The sequence below is a fragment of the Rhizobium sp. AP16 genome (assembly GCF_000281735.1).
GTDB lineage: Bacteria > Pseudomonadota > Alphaproteobacteria > Rhizobiales > Rhizobiaceae > Rhizobium > Rhizobium rhizogenes.
In genome coordinates this window covers 164,478-186,191 of record NZ_AJVM01000063.1, presented here as the reverse complement: position 1 = coordinate 186,191, position 21,714 = coordinate 164,478, and the positions used below count along the sequence as shown (strand labels likewise).

16 protein-coding genes are annotated in these 21,714 nt (G+C 61.5%); 5 read left to right on the top strand and 11 right to left on the bottom strand.

The genetic code is table 11. The annotated features are described in order from the left end of the window. Positions 1–3 precede the first annotated feature (3 nt). The 4 genes from galE to PMI03_RS17370 form a co-directional block, all read right to left on the bottom strand. Complete coding sequence (galE, locus tag PMI03_RS17385; protein WP_007695666.1) at positions 4–1,038, bottom strand: UDP-glucose 4-epimerase GalE; 1,035 nt, start codon at positions 1,036–1,038, stop codon at positions 4–6. A gap of 225 nt (positions 1,039–1,263) precedes the next feature. Next, the gene (locus PMI03_RS17380) at positions 1,264–2,430 is read right to left on the bottom strand and encodes a pyridoxal phosphate-dependent aminotransferase (protein WP_007695657.1); all 1,167 of its coding nucleotides are present in this window, start codon (positions 2,428–2,430) and stop codon (positions 1,264–1,266) included. Positions 2,431–2,577: 147 nt separating this feature from the next. Further along, positions 2,578–3,003 carry a large conductance mechanosensitive channel protein MscL gene (mscL, locus tag PMI03_RS17375; RefSeq protein ID WP_007695655.1) on the bottom strand — a complete coding sequence of 142 codons (426 nt, stop codon included), beginning with the start codon at positions 3,001–3,003 and terminating at the stop codon, positions 2,578–2,580. A 250-nt stretch (positions 3,004–3,253) separates the two neighbouring features. Further along, a complete protein-coding gene (locus tag PMI03_RS17370; RefSeq protein WP_007695651.1) occupies positions 3,254–3,820 on the bottom strand; it encodes a TetR/AcrR family transcriptional regulator in 567 nt (188 codons plus the stop codon). 140 nt (positions 3,821–3,960) lie between these two features. On the opposite strand from PMI03_RS17370, the gene PMI03_RS17365 reads away from it, so the two are divergent. After that, positions 3,961–5,172 carry an MFS transporter gene (locus PMI03_RS17365; protein WP_007695650.1) on the top strand — a complete coding sequence of 404 codons (1,212 nt, stop codon included), beginning with the start codon at positions 3,961–3,963 and terminating at the stop codon, positions 5,170–5,172. A gap of 117 nt (positions 5,173–5,289) precedes the next feature. Here the strand turns inward: PMI03_RS17365 and PMI03_RS17360 are convergent, their stop codons facing one another. From PMI03_RS17360 to PMI03_RS17350, 3 genes are read right to left on the bottom strand one after another with little or no spacing between them, the layout of a single operon-like run. Further along, positions 5,290–7,500, bottom strand: coding sequence for an FAD-dependent oxidoreductase (locus PMI03_RS17360; RefSeq protein ID WP_007695649.1), 2,211 nt, complete (start codon positions 7,498–7,500; stop codon positions 5,290–5,292). A 14-nt stretch (positions 7,501–7,514) separates the two neighbouring features. Then, complete coding sequence (locus PMI03_RS17355) at positions 7,515–8,723, bottom strand: acetyl-CoA C-acetyltransferase (protein ID WP_007695648.1); 1,209 nt, start codon at positions 8,721–8,723, stop codon at positions 7,515–7,517. Between the two features lie 35 nt (positions 8,724–8,758). Next, positions 8,759–10,555 carry an acyl-CoA dehydrogenase C-terminal domain-containing protein gene (locus PMI03_RS17350; protein ID WP_007695647.1) on the bottom strand — a complete coding sequence of 599 codons (1,797 nt, stop codon included), beginning with the start codon at positions 10,553–10,555 and terminating at the stop codon, positions 8,759–8,761. Positions 10,556–11,034: 479 nt separating this feature from the next. Between PMI03_RS17350 and PMI03_RS17345 the strand changes: the two genes are divergently transcribed. Next, a complete protein-coding gene (locus PMI03_RS17345) occupies positions 11,035–14,712 on the top strand; it encodes a peptidoglycan-binding protein (RefSeq protein ID WP_007695646.1) in 3,678 nt (1,225 codons plus the stop codon). 12 nt (positions 14,713–14,724) lie between these two features. Here PMI03_RS17345 and PMI03_RS17340 read toward each other — a convergent pair whose 3' ends face one another. Continuing rightward, positions 14,725–15,030: a hypothetical protein gene (locus tag PMI03_RS17340; RefSeq protein ID WP_007695644.1), complete on the bottom strand. Its 306-nt coding sequence runs from the start codon at positions 15,028–15,030 to the stop codon at positions 14,725–14,727. 373 nt (positions 15,031–15,403) lie between these two features. On the opposite strand from PMI03_RS17340, the gene PMI03_RS17335 reads away from it, so the two are divergent. Continuing rightward, the gene (locus PMI03_RS17335) at positions 15,404–16,330 is read left to right on the top strand and encodes a sulfite exporter TauE/SafE family protein (protein WP_012650930.1); all 927 of its coding nucleotides are present in this window, start codon (positions 15,404–15,406) and stop codon (positions 16,328–16,330) included. After that, positions 16,327–17,136 carry a TIGR02186 family protein gene (locus PMI03_RS17330; protein ID WP_007695639.1) on the top strand — a complete coding sequence of 270 codons (810 nt, stop codon included), beginning with the start codon at positions 16,327–16,329 and terminating at the stop codon, positions 17,134–17,136. The genes PMI03_RS17335 and PMI03_RS17330 overlap by 4 nt, the downstream gene beginning before the upstream one ends. On the opposite strand, the gene PMI03_RS17325 is transcribed toward PMI03_RS17330, so the two are convergent. After that, positions 17,137–17,640 (bottom strand): helix-turn-helix domain-containing protein, encoded by a 504-nt coding sequence (locus tag PMI03_RS17325; protein ID WP_007695637.1) that lies wholly within the window; start codon positions 17,638–17,640, stop codon positions 17,137–17,139. 112 nt (positions 17,641–17,752) lie between these two features. Here PMI03_RS17325 and PMI03_RS17320 point away from each other — a divergent pair, with 112 nt between their 5' ends. Further along, positions 17,753–18,313 carry a dihydrofolate reductase family protein gene (locus tag PMI03_RS17320; RefSeq protein WP_007695634.1) on the top strand — a complete coding sequence of 187 codons (561 nt, stop codon included), beginning with the start codon at positions 17,753–17,755 and terminating at the stop codon, positions 18,311–18,313. Here the strand turns inward: PMI03_RS17320 and pdeM are convergent. Together pdeM and PMI03_RS17310 are read right to left on the bottom strand one after the other, a co-directional pair. Beyond that, on the bottom strand, positions 18,310–19,035 hold the full coding sequence (gene pdeM, locus PMI03_RS17315) for a ligase-associated DNA damage response endonuclease PdeM (RefSeq protein WP_007695632.1): 726 nt from the start codon (positions 19,033–19,035) through the stop codon (positions 18,310–18,312). The genes PMI03_RS17320 and pdeM overlap by 4 nt on opposite strands. Positions 19,036–19,109: 74 nt before the next feature. Further along, positions 19,110–21,620, bottom strand: a complete 2,511-nt coding sequence (locus tag PMI03_RS17310; RefSeq protein WP_007695630.1) for a ligase-associated DNA damage response DEXH box helicase — start codon at positions 21,618–21,620, stop codon at positions 19,110–19,112. Positions 21,621–21,714: the final 94 nt, after the last annotated feature.

Below are 21,714 nucleotides of genomic sequence, written 5' to 3'. Positions count from 1 at the left end.
ATGTCAAAGACTGGGTGCCGCGAACACCTTGCGTAAGCCGCTAGCATCGAAGCCGGATCTGTCGGCGAGCTGAAGTTCCCATTCCAGCGACGAGCGCACGATCGTCTCCATGCAATTATACTTCGGCGTCCAGCCCAGTTCGCGATGGGCAAGCGTGGCGTCGGCAACGACGCTGGCGGTATCGCCCGGCCGGCGCGGCGCCATGTGAATCCGGAAGGCACGGCCATGCACGCGCATGACCATGTTCAGCACATCCAGCACCGAATAGCCGACGCCATAGCCGCAATTGGCGACAAGCGGCCGGCCGCCATCACGCAGATGCCGGAGCGCCATCAAATGCGCGTCGACGAGATCGGAGACATGGATATAGTCACGCACGCCGGTACCGTCATGCGTCGGATAGTCGGTGCCGTAGATCTCCACCTGACGGCGGCGGCCGAGTGCGGCCTCGCAGGCAACCTTGACCAGATGGGTGGCGCCATCGGTCGATTGCCCGGCCCGCCCCTGCGGATCGGCGCCGGCAACGTTGAAATAGCGCAGCGCCACATAGCGGAAATCATACGCCGTGGCTGCATCACGCAGCATCAGCTCCGACATCAGCTTGGACTGACCGTAGGGCGTTTCTGGCAGGAGGGGCGCGCTTTCCTTCACCGGTCTATCGGCGGGCTGCGAGCCATAGACTGCGGCGGTGGACGAAAAGACGAAATGGCGAATGCCGGCTCTGATCGCCGCACTCATCAGGGTGCGTGTCTTGCCGGTATTGTTCTCATAATAGCCAAGCGGGTCTTCGATCGAGGCCGGCACGACCGAGGATCCGGCAAAGTGAATGATGGCGTCGATATCGTTTTCGGCAAAGATCGTCTGCAACAGGGTTTCATCGGCGGCATCACCAAGATAGAAGCGCGCGGCCGAAGGCACAGCCCAGCGAAAGCCGGTGGACAGACGGTCGACGACCACGACGTCCTCGCCGGCATCCAGCAATCTCCAGACCATATGGCTGCCGATATAGCCGGCTCCGCCCGTCACCAACACCGTCATTCTTCGCGTCCCCGCCAAGTCTTAAGCAGGGGATATATGAGGGTTGTATTCGTGCGATTTGATTAAAAGCGCGCGCTGTGGGGGCCGTTGGGAGGGGAAGTTTGTTGCTATGGTTAGGAGGGGTTTTCCGGGATTGGTGGGATTTTAGTGATCCGGGTCAAACACACAAAAAACCCGGCTCAGCGGCCGGGTTTAGTCAATTCATCTGCCAGCAAGCCTATGGGCTCACAAACTCAAAACATACCGGCTCAACCGCTCGGCCGCATCTTCCACCTGTGCCGGATCGCGCAGGAAGCAGGCGCGCAGGAAGAGTTCGCCTCCCTGGCCGAAGGCGGTTCCAGGTGCGAGGCCAACGCCGGTCTTGTCGACGATGTCGATGGCGGCCTTGCGGCTGTCGGTGACGCCGTCGATCTTCAGGAAGGCGTAAAGCGCGCCGTCCGGCTTCAGGGTCTGGACGCGGTTGGTGGCGAGCAGCGCGTCACAAAGGATATCGCGCGAGCGGGTGGCCTTGGCGATGTTGGAGCGGACGAAATCGTCGCCTTCGTTCAGTGCGGCGACCGCGCCCTTCTGCATGAACTGCGCCACGCCGGAGGTCGAATACTGCACGAGGTTTTCCATCACCTGGCCAATCTCGGCGGGTGCGACGATCCAGCCGACGCGCCAGCCGGTCATCGACCAGTTCTTCGAGAAGGAATTGACGAACAAGATCTTGTCGTCGGCTTCCTTGATGTCGAGGAAGGAAGGAGCCCGGCCGCCGGCATAATAGTAAAGTGCATAGATCTCGTCGGCCATGATCCAGAGGCCATGCTCGCGGGCAAGCGCCAGGATATCAGAGAGGTCCTTGTGCGTCGCAGTCCAGCCGGTCGGGTTCGACGGCGTGTTGATGAACAAGCCCTTGGTCCTCGGCGTGATCGCCGCCTTCAGCCGCTCGAGATCAAGCGTCCACTTACCATTCTCGAATTGCAGCGGCACGCCGACCGAGCGGGCGCCGGCAATCTCCAGCGCCGCCGCGATATTCGGCCAGGCGGGCGAGAAGTAGATCATTTCATCGCCGGGCGAGGTGATCGCCTGCACCGAGAGCTGAATTGCCTGCATGCCGGAGCCGGTGACGTAGAAATTCTCCATTGGCAGGGAGACATCGAAGTGCCGGGCGTAATAGGCCGACAGGGCCTGACGCAGTTCCGGGATGCCGCGTTGCCAGGTGTAGAAAGTTTCGCCGGCATTGAGCGAGGCCATGGCGGCGCGATTGATGAAATCCGGCGTCGGCAGATCGCCCTCGCCGACCCACAGCGGCAGCAGGCCGTCGCGGCCACGAGCGTAATTCACGACTTCGACGATCCCGCTTTCGGGCGCTGCCAGGGCGCGCGGGCTGAGGCTATTCAATATCGACATGCAAAGTCTCCGGTTTTCGCCTTCATAGAGCAGAACGGCTGCGAAATCCCATGACTTTGCCTTAGCGACCGATCGATTTCCGTGATGAATAAAAGCCCCGGCCCTTGCGAGGCCGAGGCTTTTGAAGAACGGATCTGTCGAAGCGACTTAGCGCTTGGCGAGAAGATCGCGGATTTCGGTAAGCAGCTGGACATCGGCGGGCGGCGGCGCTGCCTCGGCAACCTTGTTGTCCTTGCGCTCGACCTGCGCCCGCAGCGTATTCACGCCCTTGACCATCAGGAAGATGATCCAGGCAAGAATGAGGAAGTTGATGAGAACGGTGATAAAGCTACCGTAAGCGAGAACCGCGCCCTGCGCACGGGCACCAGCCAACGTCGGTGCATTGACCGCCGAGGAAAGGCCAAGGAAGTAATTCGAGAAATCGAAGCCGCCGAAAATCGCGCCCACGATTGGCATGATGATATCGTCAACCAGTGATTTTACGATACCTCCGAAGGCGCCGCCGATGATCACGCCGACCGCGAGATCCATGACATTACCTTTGGCGATAAATGCCTTGAATTCATTCAGCATTGACTAGTCCCCTTCGCGTTGCCATTGAATTCATCATTAACTATTAGCATCATCTTTTGTATTATTTTTCAATAGCGAACCAACATGATAGTTAACGCGCGACCGTATATCCCACGGTAACTGCCCCGATGAAGCAATTTTAAAGTGCGATCACCGGCTTACTTGTTCGTCAGTTGCGGGTAACACAACCAAAACGATGAAAAGACGTTGGTGTCGCTGGTGAGTGATTCGCCCGGCTCAGGCCTTTGCGTCAGGATTTGGCCGCTGCCGTCGATATCACCCGCGAGATCAGTCTGCGAACGCACTCGGCGTTCGGTGGCTGCTCGAAGAGGATGCGGTACATGATCGGCGAGATGACGTAATCCATCAGTTCAGTAAGCGTCGGGAATGGCTCGCCCCGAGCCTGTGCCCGGGCTATGAGGACGCGCAATTGCTGCTGGGTGTAGCCGCTGCATTTTTCCGCATTGGCCGTGTCGGGCACGGACAGGATATCGCGGGTCATCTCCCGTCCGGCACCGGAGGACATTTCGTCGGCATATTGCTCGACCCAGGCCTGCAGGTCCTCATAGACGCTGCCCGTCTCGGCCGGCTCCATCTCCGGCTGCAGGCGCGAAGCGGCGACGTCGGCCAGAAGCTCCTGCAAATCACCCCAGCGGCGATAGATCGTCGATGGCGTCACATTAGCGCGCTGGGCGATCAACGGGATCGTCACCTCTGCACGATCCATCACGGCCAGCATATCGCGAACCGCTTGGTGCACCGCGGCCTGAACCCTGGCGCTGCGCCCGCCGGGGCGCGGATTGTCCTTGGAACCCATGATCTATGCCAATCTTTCCCTTTGCTGCTGGCGGCGCGCAAAAACAGGACGCGCCACTAACGCAAATTATTTGCTTTTATCTGCATCAAGTACTACATAGCGGTTAACGCAACTTTTTAGCTTTAGGCAGGATGTAATCGATGACTCCGATCGAATCCACCGCCAATTCACAAACGCCGCTCGGCCGGCGGCTGGCGCCGCTCTTTTATGCCGCCACCAGCGCCACCTTCTTTGCCGCCTCTTCGGCACCGACCCCGCTCTATCGCATTTACCAGCAGGCCTTCGCCTTCTCGCCGGTGCTGATCACGGTAATCTTCGCCGTCTATGCCTTTGCCCTTCTTGTCTCGCTGCTGATCGTCGGCTCGATCTCCGATCACCTCGGGCGCCGGCCGGTGATCTTCGTCTCACTCCTCCTCAATATGGTGGCGATGGCGCTGTTTTTAATGGCCGACGGCCCGAATTGGCTGATCGCCGCCCGTATCGTGCAGGGCTTTGCCACGGGGGCGGCGGCAAGCTCCATCGGCGCTGCCCTTGTCGATCTCGATCCCACCAAGGGGTCGGTCACCAACAGCATCGCGCCTCTGACCGGCATGGCGATCGGCGCGCTGGGCACCAGCGCCCTGGTGCAATATGCGCCGGCGCCAATGTTCCTCGTCTATGCCGTCACGCTCGTCCTCCTCGTGGCACAAGCCATCCTGATCTGGGCGATACCCGAAACGACCCGCCGCAGGGCCGGCCTGCTTGCCTCGCTGAAGCCCGAAGTGACCGTCCCGCCGCAAGCCCGCCGAACGCTGCTGGCATTGACGCCGATCAATATCGCCGTCTGGGCCCTGGCCGGCTTTTATCTCTCGCTGGTTCCGTCACTGGTGAGTACCACGACAGGCAGCACCGCGCCCCTCGTCGGTGGCTCAGTGGTTGCCGCGCTGACGGTCAGCGCTGCGACGACTGTATTCTTACTGCGCAAAAAAATTGCAGCAACGACGCTGACGTTCGGAATATCCACCATGACGCTCGGCATTCTCACCATCGTTGCCGGCGTGCATATAGCTCAAGTGCCGATCCTTATCGCCGGCACGCTGATCGCCGGCGCCGGCCTCGGCACCAATTTCCTCGCCGCCGTGCGCAGCATCATGCCGCTCGCCAAGCCCGACGAACGCGCTGGCCTGCTCTCGGCCTACTATATCCAAAGCTACCTCTCCTTCAGCCTTCCCGCTATCCTGGCCGGATTTCTGTCAAAGGCCGTGGGATATACGGAAACCACCGACATCTACGCGGTCGCCATCCTGCTGCTGGTCGGCAGCGGCGTGCTGGCGCTGAGGGCGGGGCGGAAAAAAATGGTGGCTTCGGTATAAGGCGTCCGCCAACTCGCTACTATCGATAGCGAAACGGCCACCTACCAGACGCAGAACAATGAAAAGGGCCGCTCCCGGCAGGAACGGCCCATTTTTATGCTCTAGAGAAGTCGATCCTCAGGCTGCAGCTTTCACGCTGTACGGATCAAATCGTCCGTAAAACGTCTCGCCCTTGGCTGCCATATCCTTGAGCAGCGCCGTCGGCGCGAAGTGCGGGCCGTAGGTCTTGGCCAGCGTTTCGCAAAGGCTCACGAAGGCTTTGACGCCCATGCCGTCGATGTAGGAGAGCGCGCCGCCGGTATAGGGGGCGAAGCCGAAGCCGAGGATGGAGCCGACATCGGCTTCGCGCGGATCGGTGACGATGCCCTCTTCCATGGTGCGGGCGGCTTCGAGCGCGATGGTGGCGAGGAAGCGCTGCTTCAGGACGGCGACATCGATCTCGTCCGCCTTCTTCTGCGGATAGAGGTCCTTCAGGCCCAGCCACAGCGATTTCTTAGCCGGCTTCGGCGGGTAGTCATAGAAGCCCTTGGAGTTCTTGCGGCCCAGACGGCCCTCACCTTCCACGAGACGGCTGATCAGTTGCATGTGGCGCGGATCGACTGCTTTCTCGCCGAGGTCGGCGACGGTCGCCTTGAGGATCTTCAGCGATAGGTCGATAGCGACTTCGTCGTTGAGTGCCAGGGGGCCAACCGGCATGCCGGCCATCTTGGCGGCGTTTTCGATCATGGTCGCGGGCACGCCTTCGATCAGCATGTCATAGGCTTCATGGATATAGCGGAAGACGCAGCGATTGACGAAAAAGCCACGAGTGTCGTTGACGACGATCGGCGTCTTCTTGATCGCGGCGACGTAATCCAGCGCCACGGCAAGGGCGCGGTCGCCCGTTTCCTTGCCGAGGATGACTTCGGTCAACATCATCTTCTCGACCGGAGAGAAGAAATGGACGCCGATAAAATCGGCCGGACGCTTGGAGTTCTTCGCAAGGCCAGAGATCGGCAGCGTCGAGGTGTTGGAGGCAAAGATGGCGCCTTCCGGCAGCACGGCTTCGACCGCCTCGATGACCGCTTTTTTGACTTCGCGATCCTCGAAGACCGCTTCGATGACGAGATCGGCATCGCTGAGATCGGCATAGGTGGCAGACGGCGTGATGCGGGAGAGTAGCGCCGCGCCATCTTCCTGCGTCATTCTTCCCTTACCGACAGCATCCTTCACCAGACCTTCGCCGACGCTCTTGCCCTTGCCGGCAGCTTCCAGATCGCGGTCGATCAGCGTCACGGACAAGCCGGCCGCGGCCGTGACATAGGCGATGGAAGCACCCATGAAGCCGGCACCGACGACGCCGACTTTCTTCAGCACCGTCTTCAGCTGTCCGGCCGGGCGGCGAGCACCCTTGCCGAGTTCCTGCATGGAGATGAACAGCGAGCGGATCATCGAATAGGCTTCAGTGGTCTGCAGCACCTGGGTGAAATAGCGTTGCTCGATCTTCAGGCCGGTGTCGAAAGGCACCTGGAGGCCTTCATAGACACATTTTAGGATGGCGAGCGCCGCCGGATAATTGCCCGATGTCTCTCGGCGCAGGATGGCCGGAGCAGCCGGCCAGAGCTGGGCCGAGGCCGGCGTCCAGATACCGCCGCCGGGGGCCTTGAAGCCCTTTTCGTCCCAGGGTGCGACCGGCTTCAGCCCGTCCTTGATCATCTGCTTGGCGGCCGGGATCAACTGATCCGGCTCGACCACCTGATGAACCAGGTTCATTGCCTTGGCGCGCACCGCCGTCAGCGACTGGCCTGTCGTCATCATCTGCAAGGCCGATTGCGCGTCGGTCAATCGCGACACACGTTGCGTGCCGCCAGCGCCGGGGAAAATGCCGACCTTGACTTCCGGCAGAGCGATCTTGACGCTTTTCGCGCTGGACGCAACGCGGCCGTGGCAGGCCAGCGACAGCTCGAAGGCACCACCCATGCAAGTGCCGTTAATGGCGGAAACCCACGGCTTGCCGCAGGTTTCGAGCTTGCGGAAGAGGCCGGTCATGCGCCCCACAAGATCGAAGAGTTTCTGCGCGGCGCCGGCCGGCTCTTTCGCCTTCTCATCCTGATAGAAGGAGAACATCGACTTGATCATCGAGAGATCAGCGCCGCCGGAGAAGGAGGACTTGCTCGAGGTGAAGACCACGCCCTTGACCGCCGCGTCGGCAACGGTCGCGTCGATGATGGCGTTCAGTTCGTCCATCACCTCGGAGGTGAAGACGTTCATGGATTTTCCGGGCATGTCCCAGGTAACGAGCGCGATGCCGTCTGCGTCGGTCTCGATGGTGAAATTTGTGTAAGCCATTGCTTTCCCCTCCCTCAGACGCGTTCGACGATCGTGGCCGTGCCCATGCCGGCGCCGATGCAGAGCGTGACCAGCGCCACGTTCAGATCGCGGCGTTCCAGCTCGTCGAGCACGGTGCCGAGGATCATCGCGCCGGTGGCGCCCAACGGATGGCCCATGGCGATGGCGCCGCCGTTGACGTTGATCTTGTCATGCGAAATGTCGAAAGCCTGCATGTAGCGCAGCACGACGGCGGCAAAGGCTTCGTTGAGCTCGAACAGATCGATATCGGCCAGCGACATGCCGGTGCGCTTCAACAGCTTCTCGGTGACGTCGACCGGGCCGGTCAGCATCAGCGCCGGGTCGGAGCCGATATTGGCAAAGGCCTTGATGCGGCCACGCGGCTTCAGCCCCATGCTCTCACCGCCCGCCTTTGAGCCGAGCAATACAGCCGCCGCACCGTCGACGATCCCTGAGGAATTGCCGGCATGATGCACATAGTTGATGCGTTCGATTTCCGGATGCGCCTGGATGCCGACAGCTTCGAAACCGCCCATCTCGCCGGGCATCTGGAAGGACGGGTTGAGCGAGGCCAGCGCCTGCATGTCCGTACCGGGGCGCATATGCTCATCCCTGTCGAGGATCGTCAGGCCGTTGATATCCTTCACCGGCACGACGGAATTCTTGAAATAACCCTTCTCCCAGGCATTCGCCGCCCGCTTCTGGCTCTCGACGGCATAGGCGTCGACATCATCACGGGAGAAGCCGTATTTGGTGGCGATCAGGTCGGCGGAGACGCCCTGCGGCATGAAATAAGCCGGGAAATTGACAGAGGGGTCCATGAACCAGGCGCCGCCGGACATGCCGAGGCCAACGCGCGACATGCTCTCGACGCCGCCGGCGATGACGATATCGTCAGCCCCTTGCGCGATCTTGGCCGCGCCGAAATTCACGGCATCGAGGCCGGAAGCGCAGAAGCGCGAGATCTGCATGCCGGGTGCGGTGGTCGAATATCCCGCCTCGAAAGCAGCTGCCTTCGGGATGACGGCGCCGGCGTCCAGAACCGGATCGACGCAGCCCATGATGATGTCGTCCACCGTTCCGGTGTCCAGCCCGTTGCGATCGCGGATCGCCTCCAGCGTCTTGGCGGCCAGACGGACGGACGGTACTTCGTGCAGCGATCCATCCTTCTTGCCACGCCCGCGCGGCGTGCGAACATGGTCGTAAATGAAAACCTCAGTCATCTCTCATCTCCCTGCGGCGGCAAGCGCCGTTCTGTTCAAAACGCTTCCGCCGCCAGTTCCATCATCGTGTCGGCACCGGCCTCGATGCGGACCTTGCGCAGTGCCGTTTCCGGCATGATGCGTTCCATGTAGAACCGCGCCGTGACAAGCTTGTTCTTAAGATAATCCTCGCGCGCGGTGTCGCCGTTCGCAAGACCGTCCTGCGCCGCCTTTGCCATCTTTGCCCACATATAGCCGAGGACGACGAGGCCGAAGAGGTGCATGTAGTCGGTCGAGCCGGCACCGGCATTGTCGGGCTTGGCCATGGCATTCTGCATGAACCACATGGTCGCGGCCTGGGCATCGTTCAAGCCCTTCTTCAGGTGCTTGGTGAAGAAACCCAGCTGCTCGTCGTTTCGGTTCTCCTCGCAGAAATCGCCGATTTCCTTGAACAGGGCCATGACGGCACGACCGCCATTCAATGCCAGCTTGCGGCCGACCAGATCGAGCGCCTGGATGCCGTTGGCGCCCTCATAGATCATGGTGATGCGGGCATCGCGAACATACTGGCTCATGCCATGCTCTTCAATATAGCCGTGGCCGCCGAAGACCTGCTGCGCCATGACGGCATGATCGAAGCCCTTGTCGGTCAGGACGCCCTTGAGGATCGGCGTTGCCAGACCAAGAATATCGTCAGCCGCCTGCCGCTCCTTCTCGTCCTGCGAGCGATGAGCAATGTCAGACTTCAGCGCCGTCCAGAGCAGGAAGGCACGGCCGGCCTCGTTGAAGGCGCGGATGGTCATCAGCGTGCGGCGGATATCGGGATGGACAATGATCGGATCGGCCTTCTTGTCCGGCGCCTTCGGGCCGGAGAGCGAACGGCCTTGGATGCGGTCGCGAGCATAGGCTGCGGCGTTCTGATAAGCGATTTCCGCAATCGAAAGCCCCTGCAGGCCGACGCCAAGGCGGGCTTCGTTCATCATCACGAACATGGCGTTGAGGCCCCTGTTCTCGGCGCCGATGAGGAAGCCGGTCGCCTCGTCATAGTTCATGACGCAGGTGGCGTTGCCATGAATGCCCATCTTGTGCTCGATGGCGCCGCAGGAAACCGGGTTGCGGGCGCCGAGCGAACCATCTTCCTTCACCATGAATTTCGGCACGATGAACAACGAGATGCCCTTGGTGCCTTCCGGCGCGCCCTCGATGCGGGCAAGCACCAGATGCACGATATTGTCGGTCATGTCGTGTTCGCCGGCGGAGATGAAGATCTTCTGCCCGGAAATCTTGTAGCTGCCGTCGCCTTGAGGCACCGCCTTGGTGCGCAGCAGGCCGAGATCGGTGCCGCAATGCGGCTCGGTGAGGTTCATGGTGCCGGACCAAGTGCCCTCGACCATCTTCGGCAGGTAGGTGCGCTTCTGCTCGTCGGAACCATGCACGAGGATCGCGGCGATCGCGCCCTGCGTCAGGCCGGGATACATCATCAGCGACATGTTGGCGGCGGAGGTATATTCGCCGACGGCGGCATGCAGCGTGTAGGGAAGTCCCTGCCCGCCGAACTCTTCCGGCACGGCAAGGCCGATCCAGCCGCCTTCGCAATAGGCCTGATACCCTTGCTTGAAACCCTTCGGCGTCGAGACCGTGGCGTCGTCGTGGCGCACGCAGCCTTCCTGATCACCGGAATAATTGAGCGGAAAGAGCACCTCTTCCGCCAGCTTGGCCGCCTCACCGACGATCGCCTCGATCATGTCGGGGCTGGCCTCGGCAAAGCCCGGCAGATTGTTGTAGCGTTCCAGCCCAAGTACGTCGTTCAGGACGAAGAGCGTGTCGGTCACTGGGGCCTTGTAGACTGGCATTTTTCGAATTCCTCCAATTCGGTGCCGGACCTCGTATTCCGGCCTTTGAGGTAGTCTTACAAAATATTGACGTTTGCGTAAACGTCAAATTTGACTGGCGCTGCGGTTTTTTTGGTGGGCGAGGAAGTCGCAATCGATTTCGGACTATCGGGAACAAAGGCAGGATCCAGCCGGTATCGTACCCGTCACATTTATAAGAACATGAACATATTCAATAACAAGACCGAAATAAAAGGTTAAGATTTCGGCAAAACTTAACGGGTTGTTTACCACGTTTCATAGATTGTGCGGGATGAGCAGCGATGCTTCGCGCTTCCTTCATCAATATGGTTCGGGGAAGCGCCGTTTCGCGGCTCGGTCTGAGGAAAGTCTACTAAATCATCCCTTTCCGAACGGTGGGATGCGGTCTTGCGCTGAGAAAGCCAAGTCGCCCTCCCGCACAGCAAGAAGGCCCAGAGCGGGGTCGAGGCGAGCAAAAGATGAGCGGATCGCGATCAAATCCTACCGGCACGGGCGACTGGACGTCGCTGGATGCGCTGAGTCGCACCATCGAAGGGCTGGAAGCACGCATCGAGGGCCTGATGGGCACGGCTGCCGCGCAGGATACGCGCCAGCGTGTTGCGGGCGGCTATGGTGCAGTGCCGGAACGCCGGGTCATGCCGGAACGCACCCCCCTACCGGAGCGGGCGCCGCGTACCGAACGCGAAGCCTATGCAAGCCGTCCCTATGAACGTCCTCTCCGCACCGAGCGCGCCGAAACCGAGCTGCGTTCCGACCCCCTTGCAGAAATCCGTCAGCGGCAGCGCATGCTGGAGGCCAGCCGCGAGCGCATGCATCCTCGCCGTGAGGATAGTGCCGTGGCCGAGCAGCCGCTTGGCCGACGCGTCGCAGACCATCACGCTCCCCGCCCGCCGCTGCCTTCGGCACTGCGGCCTACCGCCGAAAGCTCAGTCGATATCGCCCAGGCGCTGGTCAACCTGCGCCAGGACCTGAAGCGCGATATCGCCGAAAGCGTTACCCGCGAGGTCAGCGCGCTGCGCGCCGAGATCCGCGACATCCGTGACAATACCGAGGACAAGCATTTTGCCGCCGACGTTCGCGAGGACATGGCGCGGCTTGCCGACAGCATCAGCCAGCTCGCAGTGCACCCCGGCAAGCCGGAAACCACCGGCCTGAAGGCGGAGTTCGACGAACTGCGCTCGCTGATGGACGGGCTTGCCCGCGAAGAGTCCCTGCACCATGTCGAGCGCCAGGTTCAGGCGATCGATACCGCCGGCCTGCAGGACGAAGTGGTGTCGCTTGCCTATCGCCTTGACGATATCAAGCAGCATCTGGGCAGCATGAGCGACAGCCCCACCGTGCGAGCGCTGGAAAACAAGCTGCTGACGATTGCCACCGCCATGGAAAGCCTCGGCGGCATGATGAAGCCGCAGGATCAGGCCATGCAGCGGCTCGAAGGCCGCATCAGCGGCATCGCCGACCAGATCGACACGATGAGCCGCGATACCACGCGCCAGCAGCCGTCGGACGATCTCTCCAACCGCCTCGAAGCACTGGCCATGCGTATCGACGACCTCGGCAACAGCAAGACCGTCGCCCGGCTGGAAGAACGCCTGGACCAGCTGTCCCAGCTGATGGAGCGCTCGCAGAGAGCCGTGCCGCAGCCGGAACTTATCAACTACCTCGCCGACATCTCGCGCAAGATCGATGCGCTCGACCATGGTTCCGTCGACCATGTGCTGGCCGAGCGGCTGGACTACCTGGCGCGGCGCATCGACGAAATGGAGTCCCATCCGGTGCAGTCAGTGGCTGGCCTCGATGACGGTGCTGTTCGCCAGCTGGAGGGCCGCCTCTCCGATATCGCCGCGCGCCTGGAGGTCAGCACCGCCGCGCCGCCGACCGACACGCTGGCGCTGCGCCATCTCGAAGAGCAGATCGCCCACCTCTCGACATTGCTGATGAGCGAGCCGCGCCCCGGCGCCGACCACATGCCCGTCGATTTCGACCGCCGCATGAGCGCCATCGAAGAGTACATGACGACCAACGACGAATATGTAATCGAGGCGGCCCGCCACGCGGCGGAAGCGGTCGTCGAGGCCTATTCACGCGAAGGCAACTTCGGCAATGGTGCACATGCCTCCGACATGTCGGCAATGACGGCGCTAGCCGAGGACCTTCGTCACCTCGAAGACCTCAGCCGCAGCAGCGACGAGCGCACGCACCGCACCTTTGAGGCACTGCACGACACGCTGCTCCAGATTGCCGATCGCCTCGACCATATGGAACACCGCCGGCCGGCGGCTGCCATGCCCGCCGCCAGTTTCGAGAGCGACGTCTTTGCCGAGGCCGAGGCCCCGCCGATCAAGCCGCCTTTGGCTGCGCCGCAGCAGGCTGGCCCGATCATCCGCACCATCGCTCCGGCGGAACCCCAGCCCTCAGGGGAAGTCGCCGTCACCCAAGCCATCGACGCCGCCACCAAGGCGGAGATCAAGGCTGCGGCGAAGAAAGACGGCGTGAAACCGGGCCTGCTCGCCAGCCTCGGCAAACGCTTTTTCACGCCTGAGAAAGCCGAACCGATCTTCACGCCCGACCGGCCCGTGATCGAGCCGGCGCCGTCGATCGATCCGATCGACATGATGCCGGCCGAAGAGGCAAACGAACTCATCGAGCCGGGCTCGGGCGCTCCCGATATCAAGAAGATCCTGGAGCGTGTACGCGCCAGCCAGAATGCCGCGCGCAGCGGCAATGCCAAGCAGCCGAGCGAAAACGAACGCGCCGACTATATCGCCGCCGCCCGTCGCGCCGCGCAGGCCGCCGCGATGGAAGTGGACCAGACGCAGCGCTCGGCTCCCGCAGCCAAGAGCGACGACAAGAAGCGCGGTGCATTCTCGCGCTTTCGCCGGCCGATCCTGCTTGCCGTCGGCGCAGCCCTGCTCGCCATCATGGCCTTCCCGCTGGTCAACACGCTGACGCGCGGCCAGAAGGCGCCGACCGAGATCTCCGTACACACCTCGGCGACCGACGCCGCCCAAACGCCAACATCGAACGCTCAGGCGACAGCGAGTGCACCGGCCAGCCAAGCACCGGCGACGCAAGCCTCAACCGACAGCACTGCGGGAACGGCACAGCCCTCCCCAGCTGTCGCGCCCACCAGCGATCACCTGACCACGGCGGCTCCGCTTGACGGCAACCAGACCAGCGAGGCATTGATGCCGGCCGGCAGCACAGCACCCGTCCAGCAGACCACGGCCTTCGCGCCCACGGATGCCGCAGCCACCACAACTCCCGCATCCGCCGCGATCACTGTGCCCGACGGCATGCAGCCGCCGACGCTCGTTGCCGCTGCCAAGTCGGGCGATCCCGTCGCCCTGTTCGAGATCGGCGCGCGCTACACGGATGGCCGGGGCGTGACTGCCGACCTCAAGCAAGCCGCGAGCTGGTATCAGCTTGCCGCCGACAAGGGTTATGCGCCGGCGCAATACCGGCTTGCCAGCATGTACGAGAAGGGCAACGGCCTCGACCGCGATCTGGCCAAGGCCAAGAGCTATTACGAGCAGGCCGCCAATCAGGGCAATGCCAGCGCCATGCACAACCTCGCCGTCCTCGATGCTTCCGGTACGGCCGGCCCACAGGATTATCCGACGGCGGCAAACTGGTTCATCAAGGCCGCCAATCTCGGCGTCTCCGACAGTCAGTTCAATCTGGCTATCCTCTATGCACGCGGCAACGGCGTGAAGCAGGACCTGCAGGAATCCTACAAATGGTTCGCGATCGCCGCCAAGGGTGGTGACAAGGACGCAGCGCAGAAGCGTGATGAAGTGGCGAACGCCATGAAGCCGGACGCGCTTGAAGGCGCCCGCGCCAAGGTCGACCTCTGGAAGGTACAGCCGCTGGACGCCGGGGCCAACGGCACCAACATCCCCGATGAGTGGACGACCGGCAAGGGCGTCAACACCGCCTCGGTCGACATGAAGAAGGCGATCCGCAATATCCAGGCGATCCTCAACAACAACGGCTTCGATGCCGGCGCTCCGGATGGTTCCATGGGCGAGAAGACGGTCGCCGCGCTGAAGAGCTTCCAGAAATCAGTCGGCCTGCCGCAGGACGGAAAGGTGACCGACAAGCTCGTCAAGGAACTGCTGGCACGCAACAACTGAGCGTCGCGCGCTTCATTTCGGATCTAGGAAGCCCTTGAGCACGCTGTCATTGCGATGAACGACCTCGAGCAGGGTCTTGCAGGCGAAAACCTGCTTGCCCTTGCTGTCGTTTTTCTTACCCGCAGCCGACTGCCTGATCATGTCATCGGCGGATTTGATTGCCTCGCTGACCGTCTCATAAAACGGGCTTCCCTCGACGCGGTCGACCCTGTGAATTCCCTCGGCATCCAGGAATGCATCCACCTTGCTCTCGTTGAGGGTCAGGTTCGGGCAATTGGCGGCAAGGCCGGTTGCGACCCCATATTGCTTGGCGATCATGACAGACCGATCCGCTTGCGCGACGGCGATCGATGCGACGCTTATGCCAGCAACCAAGATCGAAATAGCAAGTTTTCGCAACCGAATCCCTCATGTGTTAAACTTGTGCGTGTTCGGCCAATTCTAGCAACACGCCTGTGACGACAAAAAGGCCTATAGCGGCTTTAGGCCGGCTTTGCATCGTGAAGAAAACCGTCACATGATCGCGAAAAAAGCCACGCTAAGTTGGGATGAAGACTGCAAAAGCTGAGAGATGTCAGCGCTTTTCCTAAGGCTCTGGCAATCATTTCAGATTAGGCTCCCCTGTTTAATGGGGAATTGTCCATAGGCGTCCGCTCGTTTGCGCTCGGATGTCTGCAACTGGGATCAGACCGTGACGATCTATCTGCCGATCGCAGAACTGTCCGTGAATATCTTCATTATTCTCGGCATGGGCGCAGCCGTTGGGTTTCTCTCCGGCATGTTCGGCGTCGGCGGCGGCTTTCTGATCACGCCGCTTCTGATCTTCTACAACATCCCCCCCGTCGTCGCCGTCGCCACCGGTGCCAACCAGGTTGTCGCCTCGTCGATCTCCGGCGCCATTACCCATTTCAGGCGTGGCACGCTGGATATGAAGCTCGGATCGGTTCTTCTGATCGGCGGTCTTTCCGGCGCTACGGTCGGCATCTGGATCTTCTCGCTGCTCCGACGCATCGGCCAGCTCGATCTCTTCATTTCGCTGCTCTACGTCGTGTTCCTCGGCACGATCGGCGGCTTGATGCTGTGGGAAAGCCTGAACGCGATGCGCCGCGCCGCCCGCAACGAGCCGGCGGCACCCCGCAGACCGGGGCATCATAGCTGGGTGCACCGGCTGCCGCTAAAGATGCGCTTCAAGAAATCGAAGATCTATCTGAGCGTCATCCCGGTGATCGCCCTCGGCTTCGGCATCGGCATCCTGACCTCGGTCATGGGTGTCGGCGGCGGCTTCATCATGGTGCCGGCGATGATCTATCTCTTGCGCATCCCGACCAATGTCGTGGTCGGCACCTCGCTGTTCCAGATCATCTTCGTCACCGCCTATACGACGATCGTCCAGGCGGCGACCAACTATTCCGTCGATATCGTGCTCGCCTTCCTGCTGATGGTGGCGGGCGTCATCGGCGCACAATATGGCGTGCGCGTTGGTCAGAAGCTGCGCGGCGAGCAGCTGCGCGCCCTGCTCGGCCTGCTGGTGCTTGCCGTCGGCCTACGCCTGTTGATCGCGCTGGTGGTCACACCTGCCGATATCTATTCGGTCGTGCTCGAAGGATCGGGCCGATGAAACGTTACAGCCTGATCCTTGCCGCCAGCCTCCTGCTTGCGCCCTTCAGCGCCAAGGCACAGGTGCTGCTCGATCAGCCGACGACCTCGACCACGGTGCGCGAGACGATGGAGATCGGCACTTCGACCAGCGAAATCGCCATCACCTCCGATTTCACCGGTGCGGATCTGACGATCTTCGGCGCGCTGTCCAATACCGACCAGCTGCTTCTGGCGATAGGCCAATACGACATCGTCGTCGTGCTGGAGGGGCCGCGCGAAAATGCCACCGTGCGCAAGAAGGAGCGGGTTTTCGGCATCTGGATCAACACCCGCTCGATGACCTTCGAGCATGTGCCGCAGGCCTATTCGCTATCGAGCACGCGGGCCGTCGACAACATCACCGCGCCGCTTGAACTGAACGACCGCGGCATCGGCACGGATCATATTCCGCTCATCCCGGTCGGTTTTGTCGGCAGCGGCGCCGATGTGCCGGAATTTCGCCAGGCCTTCCGGCGGCTGCAGCAGTCCGGCGGCCTCTACGAAAGCGATCCAGCCGGCGTACGCTTCGTCAGTTCCAGCCTGTTCAAGGCAACGCTGAGGCTCCCGGCCAACGTGCCGAACGGCGTGCATACCGTGCGCGCCTATCTCTTCAAGAGTGGCAAGTTCATCGGCGAGAAAGCCCTGCCGCTGCGCGTCATCAAGACCGGCATCGAGCAGACCATCACCGACGCCGCGCACGGACAACCGATTGCCTATGGCATGTTTTCAGTGTTGCTGGCGGTGATCACGGGATGGACGGCGAGTTTTGTGTTCCGGAAGCGCTGATCAGGCACTCTTCTTCCGGGCCACCACCTCCAGATAAGCTTCCGTCAGTCGTCCAAGCACCGACGGCGTGCCCGGCGGCAGCACCTTGCCCAGGTGCCTTGCCCTCAGCTCCTCCATAAAGTCCTCCCAGAGCGCCGGCCCGCCATCCTCCAGCAACTCGGCACGGATCGACAGCTCTTCGGAGACTGGCAGGTGCTTGCGGCCCCAGGCGCCCATATGGGCAAAAAGCGGCACGAGCTCGATCGCCATCTCGGTGAGGCTGTAGATGGCTTTCTGCTTGTGTGTCGGATCGTCGTCGCGGGTCAGGAGCCCACGCTCCACCAGCCGCTTTAGCCGATCGGCTAGGATGTTGGAGGCGATGCCCTCCTGCGAATTCTGCAAAAGCTCGCGAAAGTGGCGGCGATTGCCGAACATGATGTCGCGGATGATGATCAGGCTCCAGCGGTCGCCGAGGATTTCGAGCGTCAGATTGATCGGGCAGCCGGAACGATGAGGTGCGTCCATAGAGATCTCCAAAAAACTGCTTGCATTTTGCCATCAGTCAATCTAGCTTTCAACCGCTTGCTTTTAGCAACCAGTTTTGATTGTGATATGGTTATCATCAAGGAGGAAACCGATGAGAAAGCTTGTTGTCTGGAACCTGATGACGCTCGACGGATATTTCGAGGGAACGAAGCCCTGGGATCTGGATTTCCACATGCTCGCCTGGGGAGACGAGCTGGAGCGCTATGCGACCGATCTCGGCCGCGAAGGCGATCTCCTGATCTTCGGCCGCAAGACCTATGAGGGCATGGCCGCCTATTGGCAGACCGCGACGGAAACGCCCGATATCGCCGCCTATATGAACGGCATCGCCAAAATCGCCGCTTCGCGGACGATGGACAAGGCGGAATGGAACAATACCCGCGTCGTTTCCGACATCGCGACCGAAGTCAAAAGACTGAAAGCGGAGCCGGGCAAGACCATATTCGTCTTCGGCAGCGCCGAGGTGACCGATGTGCTGCTGAAGGCGGGATTAATCGACGAAATCCGCATCTGTCTCGTCCCCGTCGTTCTCGGAGCCGGCAACCCGCATTTCAAGCCGGCAGGAGAACAGCGGCCGATGAAGCTCATCGACTCCCGGCCTTTGAAAACCGGCGCGGTGATCCTGCGCTATGAGCCCTTGAAAACGGCCTAGGCCGAGAGATTGCCGAAGCGAACCGAATAGATCCGGTCGCGGCCGAGCAGATGGGCAATGAGGTTCTCCCGGTCGAACAGTCCGGTCATGGCCTTGTGGCGCAGGTCCAGCCCACCGGTCATGACGCCGAAAGCGGGCATCAGCAGGCGGGCGCCGTCGGTGGCAAAGCACGGCCTGCGGATGGATTTCTCGCGACGACGGACGGTGGCGGAGGGATGCAGATGGCCGGCGATCTCGCCGGCTTGCCGTCCCAGCTTCGGCTCGTGACGGAAGGTCAGCCCGCCATAATGCATCTCATCGACGGATTGGCCGGGCAAATCGACCGTGCCATCCGGATCGTGGTTGCCGTTGATCCAGATCCATTCGCGGCCGCGCGCCATGGTGACGATCAGGCTGCGGAATTCCTCCGGCAGATGCTCGGAGCCGACGCGATCATGAAAATTGTCACCGAGCGAGACGACGAGCTTCGGGTCGTAGCGGGAGATGACGGCGGCAAGCACGGTCAGCGTCGCCAGCGTATCGTAAGGCGGCAGCAGCATGCCGCGCCGCGCGAAGGCAGCACCCTTTTCCAGATGAAGATCGGAGACGACAAGAATCCCGGCATCCGGCAGATAGAGCGCGCCGAGCGGATCGCAGACGGCGGCAACGCCATGAACGATGGTCTCTACGCCCGATGCAGGCGTCAGGCCATTCATCTCTCGCGCTAGCGCCAGCCGGTTCATCACCTTAGTCTACCTTCATCATTCGTTTCGCATGATCCCATCCCAAAACCGCTTCGCGCTTTTTGGGATCACGCTTATTCCATGGCCTCGCGGATCAGATCATCCGCCGCTTCGGCCAGCAGGACATCGTGGGCTTCGCCCGGCACCGGCACCTTGCCGATTTCCAGCATCACCGGCACAGCAAGCGGCGAGATGTGATCCAACGCCCGATGGGTGATGTGGCCCTTGATTCGCTTCAGCATATCCCCAAGACGGCCGATATCCAAAAGTCCCGTCGCCGCATTCTGCCGTGTCGCCTGCATCAGGATATGGTCGGGCTCATGGCTGCGCAGCACGTCATAGATCAGATCGGCAGACACCGTCACCTGCCGGCCGGTCTTTTCCTTGCCGGGATGACGACGCTCGATCAAGCCGGCAATCACGGCGCAATTGCGGAAGGTCCGCTTCAGCAGGAAGGATTCATCAAGCCACGCCTCGAGATCGTCGCCGAGCATATCCTCGTCGAAGAGATCGGAGAGGCTGAGATGGCCGTTGGCGATCATCACGCCCAGATCCTCCAGCCCCCAGATACCGAGCGAATAATCGGTGGCGACGAAGCCCATCGGCTTTGCCCCTGCCCGCTCCAGCCGCCGCGTCAACAGCATGCCGAGCGTCTGGTGCGCCAACCGTCCTTCGAAGGGATAGGCGACCATGTAGGCCCGGCTGCCGCGCGGAAAGGTCTCGATCAGCAACTCGTCGCGCTTCGGCAGCATCGACTTGTCTTTCTGGATTTTCAGCCAGTCGCGCACCTGATCCGGCAGACGGCACCATCGATCCGGATCGGCGATCATCGAGCGCACCTGATCGGCAAGGTAGGTCGACAACGGAAACTTGCCGCCGGCATAGGACGGGATTTTCGGGTCCATGGAAAAGGCCTGCGAGGCTAGACACTCATTCTCACGGATACCTTCGAAGCGCAGAACCTTGCCGGAGAACAGAAACGTGTCGCCGGGCGATAGCTGTTCGAGAAAATACTCCTCAACCTTGCCGAGAGACGCCCCACCTCGGCCGAGCGAGCCCAACGCATTGCGCTTCACCATACGGATATTCAGCATCGCCTCTTCGACGATGGTGCCGAGGTTCAGTCGGTATTGCTGCGCCACCTGTGGATTGGAGACCCGCCAGCGACCCTCCGGCGTCTTGCGGATGCGGGCATAGCGCTCATAGGTTCTGAGCGCATAGCCGCCGGTGGCGACGAAATCGACGATGCGCTCGAAGGTCTCCCAGGAAAGATCGGCATAGGGCGAAGCGCTGCGGACCTCATCATAGAGTTCCAGCATGTCGAAGGGTTCGGCGCAGGCCATGCCGAGAACATGCTGGGCCAGGACGTCGAGCGCACCGGTGCCAACCGGCGGCGTATCCTGCGCCCCGACATAATTGGCGTCGAGCGCCGCCTGGCATTCCATCACCTCGAAACGATTGGCCGGCACGAGGATCGCCTTTGACGGCTCGTCCATGCGGTGATTGGCGCGGCCGATGCGCTGTGCAAGGCGGCTTGCGCCCTTCGGTGCGCCGACATGGATGACGAGATCGACATCGCCCCAGTCGATACCGAGATCGAGCGTCGACGTGGCGACGACGGCGCGCAGCCTGTTGGCGGCCATGGCGGCCTCGACCTTGCGGCGCTGACCGACATCGAGCGAGCCGTGATGCAGTGCGATCGGCAGATTATCGTCATTGGCCGACCATAGCTCCTGAAACAGCATTTCCGCCTGCGAGCGCGTGTTGACGAAGAGCAGCGTGGTCCGATGCTCCTTCAGCTCACGATAGATATCGGGAATGGCGTATTTGGCGGAATGGCCGGACCAGGGGATGCGTTCGTCCGTCGCAAGGATCGAAATATCAGGCTTGGCACCGCCCTCGACCATCACCAGTCCGGCATGCCGCTCCGCCCCCTCCTGCTGCGCCACCAGCCATTTCTGCAGATCCATCGGCACTGCGACCGTGGCGGAAAGGCCGATGGTCTGCACGCGCGGGGCAAGCTCGCGGATGCGGGCAAGGCCAAGGGAGAGCATGTGGCCACGCTTCGACGTCACCAGCGAATGCAGCTCGTCGAGGACGATGTATTTCAGGTCCTTGAAGAAGCGCTCAGCCTCACGATTGGCGAGCAGCAGCGCCACCTGCTCCGGCGTCGTCAGCAGGATATCGGGCGGATTGAGCTTCTGGCGTTGCCGCTTGCTGCTCGGCGTATCGCCGGTCCGGTTTTCGACTGAGACCGGCAGGCCCATCTCGGTAACCGGCTTCATCAGGTTGCGCTCGATATCGACGGCGAGCGCCTTCAGCGGCGAGATGTAGAGCGTGTGGATGCCGGTGAAAGCGGAGCCCGGCGGGATTTTGCCCCGGCGTGTCAGGTCGGTGAGCGACGGCAAGAAGCCGGCCAGCGTCTTGCCGGCTCCCGTCGGCGCAATCAGCAAGGTGCTTTCGCCGGCCTCGGCGCGCGCCAGCAATTCCAACTGATGCGCGCGCGGCTGCCAGCCCTTTTCCGCGAACCAGCGGATAAAAGGGGCAGGCAAGGCAAGATGGCTCTCGGAATCGATCTGGTCCACGTTGCGAAAGTAGCGAGAAATCCACGAAAAAGAAGAGGTATTGACTCCTCAGATAATCGCGGATAAAAAATATCCACGATACAAAAAGGACAAA

Excerpts from the sequence above, each read along its gene's own strand:
- PMI03_RS17365 (WP_007695650.1), top strand. The coding sequence starts at position 3,961 with ATGACTCCGATCGAATCCACCGCCAATTCACAAACGCCGCTCGGCCGG.
- pdeM (WP_007695632.1), bottom strand. The coding sequence starts at position 19,035 with ATGAACCGGCTGGCGCTAGCGCGAGAGATGAATGGCCTGACGCCTGCA.
- PMI03_RS17360 (WP_007695649.1), bottom strand. The coding sequence starts at position 7,500 with ATGGCTTACACAAATTTCACCATCGAGACCGACGCAGACGGCATCGCG.
- PMI03_RS17370 (WP_007695651.1), bottom strand. The coding sequence starts at position 3,820 with ATGGGTTCCAAGGACAATCCGCGCCCCGGCGGGCGCAGCGCCAGGGTT.
- galE (WP_007695666.1), bottom strand. The coding sequence starts at position 1,038 with ATGACGGTGTTGGTGACGGGCGGAGCCGGCTATATCGGCAGCCATATG.
- PMI03_RS17350 (WP_007695647.1), bottom strand. The coding sequence starts at position 10,555 with ATGCCAGTCTACAAGGCCCCAGTGACCGACACGCTCTTCGTCCTGAAC.
- PMI03_RS17355 (WP_007695648.1), bottom strand. The coding sequence starts at position 8,723 with ATGACTGAGGTTTTCATTTACGACCATGTTCGCACGCCGCGCGGGCGT.
- PMI03_RS17330 (WP_007695639.1), top strand. The coding sequence starts at position 16,327 with ATGAAACGTTACAGCCTGATCCTTGCCGCCAGCCTCCTGCTTGCGCCC.
- PMI03_RS17325 (WP_007695637.1), bottom strand. The coding sequence starts at position 17,640 with ATGGACGCACCTCATCGTTCCGGCTGCCCGATCAATCTGACGCTCGAA.
- PMI03_RS17345 (WP_007695646.1), top strand. The coding sequence starts at position 11,035 with ATGAGCGGATCGCGATCAAATCCTACCGGCACGGGCGACTGGACGTCG.
- PMI03_RS17380 (WP_007695657.1), bottom strand. The coding sequence starts at position 2,430 with ATGTCGATATTGAATAGCCTCAGCCCGCGCGCCCTGGCAGCGCCCGAA.
- PMI03_RS17340 (WP_007695644.1), bottom strand. The coding sequence starts at position 15,030 with ATGATCGCCAAGCAATATGGGGTCGCAACCGGCCTTGCCGCCAATTGC.
- mscL (WP_007695655.1), bottom strand. The coding sequence starts at position 3,003 with ATGCTGAATGAATTCAAGGCATTTATCGCCAAAGGTAATGTCATGGAT.
- PMI03_RS17320 (WP_007695634.1), top strand. The coding sequence starts at position 17,753 with ATGAGAAAGCTTGTTGTCTGGAACCTGATGACGCTCGACGGATATTTC.